At 71.0% G+C, this 11,064-nt stretch carries 9 protein-coding genes; all 9 read right to left on the bottom strand.

Translation table 11 applies throughout. The annotated features are described in order from the left end of the window. Nucleotides 1–358: 358 nt before the first annotated feature. Complete coding sequence (locus AB0O00_RS13300) at nt 359–2,044, bottom strand: ribonuclease J (protein ID WP_363651191.1); 1,686 nt, start codon at nt 2,042–2,044, stop codon at nt 359–361. A 171-nt stretch (nt 2,045–2,215) separates the two neighbouring features. Continuing rightward, nucleotides 2,216–3,115 (bottom strand): 4-hydroxy-tetrahydrodipicolinate synthase, encoded by a 900-nt coding sequence (dapA, locus tag AB0O00_RS13305; RefSeq protein WP_363651193.1) that lies wholly within the window; start codon nt 3,113–3,115, stop codon nt 2,216–2,218. 239 nt (nt 3,116–3,354) lie between these two features. After that, nucleotides 3,355–4,086 (bottom strand): FAD-dependent thymidylate synthase, encoded by a 732-nt coding sequence (gene thyX / locus AB0O00_RS13310; RefSeq protein ID WP_363651195.1) that lies wholly within the window; start codon nt 4,084–4,086, stop codon nt 3,355–3,357. Beyond that, nucleotides 4,083–4,562: a tetratricopeptide repeat protein gene (locus AB0O00_RS13315; RefSeq protein ID WP_363651197.1), complete on the bottom strand. Its 480-nt coding sequence runs from the start codon at nt 4,560–4,562 to the stop codon at nt 4,083–4,085. The genes thyX and AB0O00_RS13315 overlap by 4 nt, the downstream gene beginning before the upstream one ends. A 7-nt stretch (nt 4,563–4,569) precedes the next feature. Beyond that, a complete protein-coding gene (gene dapB, locus AB0O00_RS13320; protein ID WP_363651199.1) occupies nt 4,570–5,316 on the bottom strand; it encodes a 4-hydroxy-tetrahydrodipicolinate reductase in 747 nt (248 codons plus the stop codon). Nucleotides 5,317–5,344: 28 nt separating this feature from the next. Then, a complete protein-coding gene (locus tag AB0O00_RS13325; RefSeq protein WP_363651201.1) occupies nt 5,345–6,697 on the bottom strand; it encodes a pitrilysin family protein in 1,353 nt (450 codons plus the stop codon). Nucleotides 6,698–6,816: 119 nt separating this feature from the next. Further along, on the bottom strand, nt 6,817–9,024 hold the full coding sequence (locus AB0O00_RS13330; protein WP_363651203.1) for a polyribonucleotide nucleotidyltransferase: 2,208 nt from the start codon (nt 9,022–9,024) through the stop codon (nt 6,817–6,819). A 455-nt stretch (nt 9,025–9,479) separates the two neighbouring features. Next, complete coding sequence (rpsO, locus tag AB0O00_RS13335) at nt 9,480–9,770, bottom strand: 30S ribosomal protein S15 (protein WP_045702420.1); 291 nt, start codon at nt 9,768–9,770, stop codon at nt 9,480–9,482. Nucleotides 9,771–9,953: 183 nt separating this feature from the next. Further along, a partial coding sequence (gene eccD / locus AB0O00_RS13340; protein ID WP_363651205.1) for a type VII secretion integral membrane protein EccD occupies nt 9,954–11,064 on the bottom strand: 1,111 nt, incomplete at its 5' end.

Genomic DNA, 11,064 nt, shown 5'->3' on the forward strand with positions numbered 1-11,064 from the left:
AACCCCGATCAGGTGATCGAGGCCGGGGATGTCAACATATCTGGCGTTGACTTTTGGCACGCTGTTGAGTTCTCAAGGAACGGACGCTTCCTTCGCGCCGCCTTCCAGCAGGCCCTCCGGGCGCTTCGTTCTTTCGTGTTTCCAGCTTATCAGATGTTTTCCGCTCCGTTTTCCGGAGTTTCATTCATCAGATCGGCTTTCGCCTTTCGGCGCTCCCGAACTCTATCAGAGTTTCTCGGGCCGTTTTCCTCGGTCCTTCTCGAATTCGAATTCGAGGGCTTCCTTGGGGCCGTCCCGTGGGGCAACCCGGAGAACATTACGCACCGGGCCGCCCCACGTCAAACCAGCCTCAGGGGGCTCAGACCTCGACGACGACCGGCAGGATCATCGGCCGGCGGCGGTAGTTGTCCGCCACCCACTTGCCGATGGTGCGGCGGACGAGCTGCTGCACCTGGCGGGGCTCCAGGACGCCGTCGCTCGCCGAGCGGTCCAGGGCCTCCTGGAGCTTGGCGACGACCGGCACGAACGCGTTGTCCTCGATGCCGGAGCCGCGGGCCTGGATGGTCGGGCCGCCCACGATCTTGCCGTTGGTCGAGTCGACCGCGACGAAGACCGAGATGAAGCCCTCCTCGCCGAGGATCTTGCGGTCCTTGAGCGAGGCCTCGGTGATGTCGCCGACCGAGGCGCCGTCCACGTAGACGTACCCGGCCTGCACCTTGCCGACGATCCGGGCGACGCCGTTCTCCAGATCGACGCAGACGCCGTCCTCCGCGATGACCACGCGGTTGCGCGGCACACCGGTGGCGATGCCCAGCTCGGCCGCCGCCCGCAGGTGGCGCCACTCGCCGTGGACCGGCATCAGGTTGCGCGGCTTGCAGATGTTGAAGAAGTACAGCAGCTCACCGGCCGAGGCGTGGCCGGAGACGTGCACCTTGGCGTTGCCCTTGTGCACGACCTTGGCGCCCCAGCGGGTCAGGCCGTTGATCACGCGGTAGACGGCGTTCTCGTTGCCCGGGATGAGCGACGAGGCCAGGACGACGGTGTCGCCCTCGACGATGCGGATCTGGTGGTCGCGGTTGGCCATCCGGGACAGCGCGGCCATCGGCTCGCCCTGCGAGCCGGTGCAGATCAGCACGACCTCCTTGTCCGGCAGGTCGTCGAGCTGCTTGACGTCGACGACCATGTTGCCGGGGACCTTGAGGTAGCCGAGGTCGCGGGCGATGCCCATGTTGCGGACCATCGAGCGGCCGACGAAGGCCACCTTGCGCTTGTACTCGTGGGCGGCGTCCAGCACCTGCTGGATGCGGTGCACGTGGCTCGCGAAGGACGCGACGATGATGCGCTTGTCGGCGTTCGCGAAGACGTTGCGCAGCGCCGCCGAGATATCCCGCTCGTGCGGGATGAAGCCGGGGACCTCGGCGTTGGTGGAGTCCACCAGCAGCAGGTCCATGCCCTCCTCCGCCAGCTTGGCGAAGGTCGGCAGGTCGGTCAGGCGGCCGTCGAGCGGCAGCTGGTCCATCTTGAAGTCGCCGGTGGCGACGACCATGCCGGCCGGGGTGCGGACGGCGACCGCGAGGGCGTCCGGGATGGAGTGGTTGACCGCGATGAACTCGCAGTCGAAGGGACCGATGCGCTCGCGCTCGCCCTCCTTGACCTCCAGCACGTACGGGCGGATGCGGTGCTCGGCGAGCTTGGCCTCGATCAGGGCGAGGGTGAGCTTGGAGCCGATCAGCGGGATGTCCGGGTTCTCCCGGAGCAGGAAGGGGACGGCGCCGATGTGGTCCTCGTGCCCGTGGGTGAGGACGATGCCGTCGACCTTGTCGAGCCGGTCCCGGATGTAGCTGAAGTCCGGGAGGATCAGGTCCACGCCGGGCTGCTCGTCCTCGGGGAAGAGGACGCCGCAGTCGACGATCAGGATGCGGTCCCCGTATTCGAGGACCGTCATGTTGCGGCCGATCTCACCGAGGCCGCCGAGCGGAGTGATACGGAGGGCGCCCTCCTTCAGGGCGGGGGGCGCGCCGAGTTCGGGGTGCGGGTGACTCAAAAGACTCTCCTCACGACGCACGCCATATGCCCGGGGTCCTCCCCCGGAGACATATGGCGTGCGTACTCAGTGTCGATTGTTCCTACTGGGTCTGTGCTCTCGCGCCTTCGGTCCGGTCCAGCGGCGGTCCCGTGAGGGTCCGGCGAGCCGGGGCGCGCACGTCTGTGTCTGTTAGAGGTGTACCCCGCCTGCGGCGAGATCCTTCTTCAATTGCGCGATCTCCTCGGGCGTCGCGCCGATCAGCGGCGGCCGCAGCGGGCCGGCGGGCAGACCCTGGAGATCCAGCGCCGCCTTGGTGAGGATGACGCCCTGCGTGCGGAACATACCGCTGAAGACCGGGAGCAGACCCTGGTGGATCGCCGTGGCCTTGGCCACATCGCCGGTCAGGTAGGCGTCGATCATCGAGCGCAGCTCGCCGGCCACGACGTGCCCGACGACGCTCACCACGCCGACGGCTCCGACCGACAGCAGCGGCAGGTTGAGGATGTCGTCGCCGGAGTACCAGGCGAGGTCCGAGCGGGCGATGGCCCAGGCGGCGGCGCCGAGGTCGCCCTTGGCGTCCTTGTTGGCGACGATCCGCGGGTGCTCGCCGAGGCGGACCAGCGTCTCGTGGGCCAGCGCGACCCCGCTGCGGCCGGGGATGTCGTACAGCATGACCGGCAGCCCGGTGGCGTCGGCGATCTGCACGGTGTGCCGGTACAGGCCCTCCTGCGGGGGCTTGCTGTAGTACGGCGTGACGACGAGCAGGCCGTGCGCTCCGGCGGCCTCGGCCTGGCGGGCGAGTTCGGTGCTGTGGTGGGTGTCGTTGGTGCCGACGCCGGCCACGACGTGGGCGCGGTCCCCCACCGCCTCCACCACGGCGCGGACGAGCTGGGCCTTCTCGGCGTCGCTGGTGGTCGGGGACTCACCGGTGGTGCCGTTGACAACGAGGCCGTCGTTGCCGGAGTCGACGAGGTGCGTGGCGAGGCGCTGGGCGCCGTCGAGGTCGAGTCCGCCGTCGGCGGTGAACGGGGTGACCATCGCGGTCAGGACCCGGCCGAACGGCGTCTGGGGGGTGGAGGTCGGAGCCATGCGTCCAAAGCTACTCGTAGGCGGTGGGGCGGTTACCACACCGGTCCAGGGTTCGGACAGGTGTCCGGCGCTCCGAGCGGCCGGAACGGGCGTCGACACGGCGGTGACATGGGATTCCGGTGCTGCGTGCTCGGGGGTTCAGGCAGCACCGGAATCCGTGTTCACGAATGTAGGGAGCGGCTAGAAAAGCCGCAATCCAGACATGCCAGACACTCTGCCCATATGCTCATCGCCGCAGGTCAGGGGGCGACCCGGCCGTGCTTCTCGAAGGCCGCATGGGTGAGCGGCATGAGCTGCGCCCACTGCGCCTCCATCTGCTCGGCGACCATCTCGATCTCGCGCTGCGGGAAGGACGGCACGGCCGAGTTCTCCCGCTTGGTGCGCAGCGACAGGAAGTGCATCAGCGAACGGGAGTTGCAGGTCGCGTACATCGAGGAGAACAGGCCGACCGGCAGCACCGCGCGGGCCACCTCGCGGGCCACGCCCGCCGCCAGCATCTCCTGGTAGCGGTCGTACGCCTCGCGGTACGCCGCCTCCATGGACTCGGTGACGGTCTTGTGCTGCTCCGGGGTGCCCTCGACGAACTCGTAGCGGCCCGGGCGGCCCTGCTGGACGAGCTTGCGCTCCTCGCCGGGGACGTAGAAGACCGGCTCCAGCTCGCGGTAGCGGCCGGACTCCTCGTTGTAGGACCAGCCGCTGCGGTGGCGGTGGAACTCGCGGAAGACGAAGATCGGCGCGCTGATGAAGAAGGTCATCGAGTTGTGCTCGAACGGCGTGCCGTGCCGGTCGCGCATCAGGAAGTTGATCAGGCCCTTCGACTTCTCCGGGTCCTGCTGGAGCGCCTCCAGGGACTGCTCCCCCGCGGTCGAGACGCGGGCCGCCCAGATGACGTCCGAGTCGGCGGCGGCGCTGCGGACCAGCTCCACCGTGACGTCGCTGCGGAACCGGGGTGCCGTCGTTTCTTCGCTCACGCGTTGCTCCTTGCGGGTTCGGTGCTGTCGTGCCGGTCGTGCTGGTGGTGCAGCCGGATGGCGTGCTGCATGGTCTTGCGGGCGCGCGGGGTGTCGCCGGCGTCGGCGTACGCCACCGCCAGCCGGAACCAGACCCGCCAGTCGCCCGGCGCGGCCTCGGCCTCGGCCTGGCGGCGGGCGAACACCGTGTCGGCCGAGGCGCGGTCGATCCGGCCGCCCTTGCTGCGCTTCAGCTCGTCCACCGGCAGGCCGCCCTCGGCCTCCAGCTCGCGGGCGAGGCGCTCGCTGTCCCGGCCGAAGCGGACGGTCTGGCGCAGGAACCAGACGCCGATCACCGGGATGACGAAGGCGCAGAGCCCGATGCCGATGCCGAGCGGCTTGCCGGTGGCGACCAGCTGGACGCCCTCGCCGATGCAGATCAGCGCGACCAGCAGCAGCACGCCGGACAGGACGAAGAAGCCGGTGCGAGAAGTCATGACGAGCTCACAGGTCCAGGAAGTGTTCGAGGCCGAACGTCAGCCCCGGGTGGTCGACGACCTCGCGGGCGCCGAGCAGGATGCCCGGCATGAAGCTGCTGTGGTGCAGCGAGTCGTGCCGGATGGTGAGCGTCTCGCCGGTGTCGCCGAACATCACCTGCTGGTGGGCGAGCAGGCCGCGCAGCCGGACGGCGTGCACCGGCACCCCGTCGACGTCGGCGCCGCGCGCGCCGGGCAGGCTGTGGGTGGTCGGGTCCTGCTGCGGCGGGCGGCCGGCCTCGGCGCGGGCGGCGGCGATCAGCTGCGCGGTGCGGGTCGCGGTGCCGCTGGGTGCGTCGGCCTTGCGGTCGTGGTGCAGCTCGACGACCTCGACGGACTCGAAGTAGCGGGCCGCCGTCTGGGCGAACTTCATGCCGAGGATGGCGCCGATGGAGAAGTTCGGCGCGATCAGCAGGCCGAGCTCCGGGGCGTCGGCCAGCCAGCCGCGGACGGTGGCCAGGCGCTCGTCGGTCCAGCCGGTGGTGCCGGTGACCACGTGGATGCCGTGGTGCAGGCAGTAGTCGAGGTTGCCCATCACCGAGTCGGGGTGGGTCAGTTCGACGGCCACCTGGGCCCCGGCCCCGGTCAGCTCCTCCAGCTTGGAGTCGCGGCCGAGCGCGGCCACCAGCTCCAGGTCCGGCGCGGCCTCGACGGCCTTGACCGCCTCGGAGCCGATCCGGCCCTTGGCGCCGATCACGGCGACACGCAGCGTCATAGCGAAGTTCCTCTCACACCAGCCGGTCTCAGACCAGCAGATCGGCGAGCTTGGCGGCCCGCTTGTCGTTGACCGGGCCGATCAGCGCCAGCGACGGCCGGTACGCGCCCAGCACATCACGGGCGACGGCCTGCACGTCGTCCAGGGTCACCGCCGCGATCCGCGCCAGCATGTCGTCCACCGACAGGTGGTGCCCGTAGCTGAGCTCGGCCTTGCCGATCCGGTTCATCAGCGAGCCGGTGTCCTCCATGCCGAGCACGGTGGAGCCGGAGATCTGGCCGATCGCGCGCTGCAGCTCCTCCTCGGTGATGCCCTCGGCGACCACCTTGGCCAGCTCGGCGCGGCAGATCCGCAGCACCTCCTCGACCCGCTTGGGCTGGCAGCCGGCGTAGATGCCGAACAGGCCGCTGTCCGCGTAGGACGAGGAGTAGGAGTACACCGAGTACGCGAGGCCGCGCTTCTCCCGGATCTCCTGGAACAGCCGCGAGCTCATCCCGCCGCCCAGGGCCGCGTTGAGCACGCCCATCGCCCAGCGGCGCTCGTCGTGCCGCGGCACCCCGGGCACGCCCAGCACCAGGTGGGCCTGCTCGGTGGCGCGGTTGAGCACCTCGACCCGGCCGGCCGTGCGCAGCGCCTTGACGCCGCGCCGGGCCTCGGCGGGGGCGGCGGCGGAGGCCGCGAGCACCGGCGCGAAGGCCTCCTCGACCTGCTTGACCACCTTGCGGTGGTCGAGGTTGCCGGCCGCGGCGACGACGAGGTTCTCGGGCTTGTAGCGGCGGCGGTAGAAGCCGGCAATCTGGTCCCGGGTGAGCGTCCTGATCGTTTCCTGGGTGCCGAGGATCGGGCGGCCGAGCGGGCCGCTGCCGAAGATCACCTTGGCGAACAGGTCGTGGACGACGTCGCCCGGGTCGTCCTCGGCCATCGCCATCTCCTCGAGGATGACGCCGCGCTCGGCCTCGACGTCCTCGGTGCGGATCAGCGAGCCCGTGAGCATGTCGCAGACCACGTCGATGGCGAGCGGCAGGTCGGTGTCGAGGACCCGGGCGTAGTAGCAGGTGTTCTCCTTCGCGGTGAAGGCGTTCATCTCGCCGCCGACCGCGTCCAGGGCGGCCGAGATGTCCAGCGCGCTGCGCCGCTCGGTGCCCTTGAAGAGCAGGTGCTCCAGGTAGTGGGTGGCGCCGTTGAGCTGCGGGGTCTCGTCCCGCGAGCCGACGCCGACCCAGATGCCGAAGGTGGCGGAGCGCACCGTCGGCAGGGTCTCGGTGACGACCCGCAGGCCGCCGGGGAGCACGGTGCGGCGCACGGTGCCGGCGCCGTCGGCGCCCTTGAGCAGGGTCCGGGTGGTGCCGGGGCGCTGCTTCGCGGCCGGGGCCTGGGCCACGGGGGGTACCTCCAGAGGAAACGCGCGGTCCGAGGACGCGCGTACGAACGCGGGGGACAACAGGGTGCGGCCCGCACGCCGGGAGGCGTACGGGCCGCAAGGGGTCAGCTAGCGGCGCTTCACTCGGAAGCGGCCTCGCCGGCCTCCTCGCCCTCGATGACCGGGATCAGGGAGAGCTTGCCGCGCGGGTCGATCTCGGCGATCTCGACCTGGACCTTGGCGCCGACGGCGAGCACGTCCTCGACGTTCTCCACGCGCTTGCCACCGGCGAGCTTGCGGATCTGCGAGATGTGCAGCAGGCCGTCCTTGCCCGGCATGAGCGACACGAACGCACCGAAGGTCGTGGTCTTGACCACGGTGCCCAGGTAGCGCTCGCCGACCTCCGGCATGGTCGGGTTGGCGATCTGGTTGATCGTGGTGCGGGCGGCCTCGGCGGCCGGGCCGTCGGCGGCACCGATGTAGATGGTGCCGTCGTCCTCGATCGTGATCTCGGCGCCGGTGTCCTCCTGGATCTGGTTGATCATCTTGCCCTTGGGGCCGATGACCTCGCCGATCTTGTCCACCGGGATCTTGATGGTGATGATGCGCGGCGCGTTCGGGGACATCTCGTCCGGGGAGTCGATGGCCTCGTTCATCACGTCGAGGATGTGCAGGCGGGCGTCGCGGGCCTGCTTCAGGGCGGCGGCGAGCACCGACGCCGGGATGCCGTTCAGCTTGGTGTCGAGCTGGAGGGCGGTGATGAAGTTGCGGGTACCGGCGACCTTGAAGTCCATGTCGCCGTACGCGTCCTCGGCACCGAGGATGTCGGTCAGCGCGACGTAGTGGGTCTCACCGTCGATCTCCTGGGAGATCAGGCCCATGGCGATGCCGGCGACGGCGGCCTTCAGCGGCACACCGGCGTTCAGCAGCGACATGGTGGAGGCGCAGACCGAGCCCATCGAGGTGGAGCCGTTGGAGCCGAGCGCCTCGGAGACCTGGCGGATGGCGTACGGGAACTCCTCGCGGGTGGGGAGCACCGGCAGGATGGCGCGCTCGGCCAGGGCGCCGTGGCCGATCTCGCGGCGCTTGGGCGAGCCCACGCGGCCGGTCTCGCCGACCGAGTACGGCGGGAAGTTGTAGTTGTGCATGTAGCGGCGACGCGTCTCCGGGGAGAGCGTGTCGAGCTGCTGCTCCATGCGGAGCATGTTCAGCGTGGTGACGCCCAGGATCTGGGTCTCGCCGCGCTCGAACAGGGCCGAGCCGTGGACGCGCGGGATGGCCTCGACCTCGGCGGCCAGGGTGCGGATGTCGGTGACACCGCGGCCGTCGATGCGGACCTTGTCCTTGATGACGCGCTCGCGGACGATCTTCTTGGTCAGCGCGTTGTAGGCGGCGCTGATCTCCTTCTCGCGGCCCTCGAACTCGGGGAGCAGCTTCTCGGCGGCGATCGCCTTGACGCGGTCGAGCTCGTTGTTGCGCTCCTGCTTGCCCGCGATGGTGAGGGCCTGGGCCAGCTCGTCCTTGACGGCGGCGGTCAGCGCGGCGAGGACGTCGTCCTGGTAGTCCAGGAAGACCGGGAACTCACCGGTGGGCTTGGCGGCCTGGGCGGCCAGCTGGGCCTGGGCGGCGCACAGGACCTTGATGAACGGCTTGGCGGCGTCCAGACCGGAGGCGACGACCTCCTCGGTCGGCGCCTCGGCGCCGCCCTCGACCAGCTTGATGGTCTTGTCGGTGGCCTCGGCCTCGACCATCATGATCGCGACGTCGCCGTCCGGCAGGACGCGACCGGCGACAACCATGTCGAAGACGGCCGACTCCAGCTCGCTGTGGGTCGGGAAGGCCACCCACTGGCCCTTGATCAGCGCGACGCGCACGCCGCCGATGGGGCCGGAGAACGGCAGGCCCGCCAGCTGGGTGGAGGCGGAGGCGGCGTTGATCGCGACCACGTCGTACAGGTGGTCGGGGTTGAGCGCCATCACGGTGACGACGACCTGGACCTCGTTGCGCAGGCCCTTGACGAAGGACGGGCGCAGCGGGCGGTCGATCAGGCGGCAGGTGAGGATCGCGTCCTCGGAGGGCCGGCCCTCGCGACGGAAGAACGAGCCGGGGATGCGGCCCGCGGCGTACATCCGCTCCTCGACGTCCACGGTCAGCGGGAAGAAGTCGAAGTGCTCCTTCGGCTGCTTGGACGCGCTGGTGGCCGACAGCACCATGGTGTCGTCGTCCAGGTAGGCCACGGCGGAGCCGGCGGCCTGACGGGCCAGGCGGCCCGTCTCGAAGCGGATGGTACGGGTGCCGAAGGAGCCGTTGTCGATGACGGCCTCGGCGTAGAACACGTTCTCTTCCACCTGGAAGATCTCCTCTTTCGTACGTCTCCGGGAGAGCGTCCCCGCGTCCTGCCTGCCGGTGGGCCCTGTGCCCTCCCGTCGGGAGGGGCGGCAGTCGGGCCGGTCTTCGATCGAAGCCTCCGGCGGGTCCCGCTCGACTGCGGGGCTTCCGGGGGCCACTACCGAGGACCGGCGCCTCACGGCTGCCGGGCCGGGTGGGCGGTCCGCGTCTGGACGCTCTCTCGGATGCGGGCGGCTTCCGTTTGAAGCCTTCGGCCCGCGGGGGGTTGGGGTCCTTCTGCCTGGATGGCGCCTTCGTGCGCCATCACCCGGCATGCCCACAACCCTACGGTGCAATCCTCGGCCACCTGGGGAGGTGCGCGCGAGTTGTTATGTCCGGGCGCTGCGGCGCGAAGGCCGCGGCATACGCGCGAGGGGCGGCTCCCCGGTGTGGGGAGCCGCCCCGAGCGGCGGTCTTAGCGGGCGCCGCCGGCGGCACCGCGGCGGATGCCCAGGCGGTCGACGAGCGTACGGAAGCGCTCGATGTCCTTCTTGGCCAGGTACTGCAGAAGGCGGCGGCGCTGGCCGACCAGGATCAGCAGGCCACGACGCGAGTGGTGGTCGTGCTTGTGCATCTTGAGGTGCTCGGTCAGGTCCGAGATGCGGCGGGAAAGCATGGCGACCTGGACCTCGGGGGAGCCGGTGTCGCCCTCCTTCTGGCCGAACTCGGCGATGATCTGCTTCTTGACGTCAGAGGCGAGAGCCACTGCAACTCCTTAACGAGGTGATACCGAGCGGTCCTGGTCTACGGCACAGGACTCATCGAGAACTCGGTGTCGTACGCGGGCGCCGTCCGGTGCTTCCGTTCCCTGGGGGTGGACACACGGCTGCGCTCGAAGGCCAAGCGTACCAGCGCCGCCCACCCGGGCGGCCGGCGGGGCCGGGACGGGTCAGCCGGTGGCCCCGCGCACCAGGCGGTAGACGTCGAGGACGGCGAGCGCGAGCGGAACGAGGGAGAGCAGCGCGAGACCGTCGACGAGGTCGAGGACGCGCCCCCAGAAGGGGGAGACGCCGAGCCGGGGCACGACGAGCGCGGTCGCGGTGAGCACGGCGGCGCCGAGGGCGATGGCGGCGGCCAGCCAGACGGTGCGCAGGTCGGCGTCGGCGGGGGCGACGTCCTGGGCGAACTGGCGGGCGTGCAGGGACAGGCCCGCGATCAGCAGGGCGAGGCCGAGCAGTCCGGCCGCGGTGAGGGCGAGGACCTGCGCGGTGTAGCGGAACAGGCGGGCGCGGAGCATGACGGCGAGGCCGAGCGCGAGCGCGAGCAGCTCGGGGAAGGCCGCGTCGGTGAAGCCGAGCACGGCGCAGGCGCCGGCGACGACCGCGGCGCAGCCGCCGACCAGGCCGATGAGCACCTCGTGGCCACGGCGGGCCTGCCGGGCGATGCGCTCGTACTGGACGGTCTCGGCCCGGTTCTCGTCGTCCGCCTCGGCGCCGCGGCCCTGGCCGGGGGCGCCGTAGCCGACGGGCAGCCGGGCGAAGCGGGCGGCGAGGCCGGGCAGGAAGCCGATCGCGGCGACGGCGGCCACGCCGGTGACGGCGGCGATGCGGTACCCGGGGGTGCCGGGCAGCAGGACGGCGGCGAAGGCGGCGAGGGCCCCCGCGGCGGCGGCGAGGGCGGCCGCGACGAACACCGCGTCGCGCTCGGGGAGCAGGCCGGCCAGCAGGACGGCGGTGACGAGGACGGCGACGCAGCCGACCAGGAAGTGCAGCCGGCCGGGGCCGCCCCCGGGCCGGTCGGCGGCGAGGAGGCCGATCCCGGCGATCAGGGCGTGCGGCAGGGCGCCGAGGCCGAGCGCGAGCGCGGCCCCGGCGTCCCCGTAGACGCGGGCGCGGACGCCGGCCAGGGCGGTGAGGACGACCGCGGCGACGCCCGCGAGGATGCCGGGCAGGCCGTGCACGTCGTGGTGCGGCCCTGCGGACCACAGGGCGAGGCCGAGCAGCGCGAGCAGGACGGTCGCGCCGGTGAGGCCGAAGGCCCGGGTGAGCTCGGGGCCCCAG

This window comes from Kitasatospora sp. NPDC093558, from assembly GCF_040683475.1.
GTDB lineage: Bacteria > Actinomycetota > Actinomycetes > Streptomycetales > Streptomycetaceae > Kitasatospora.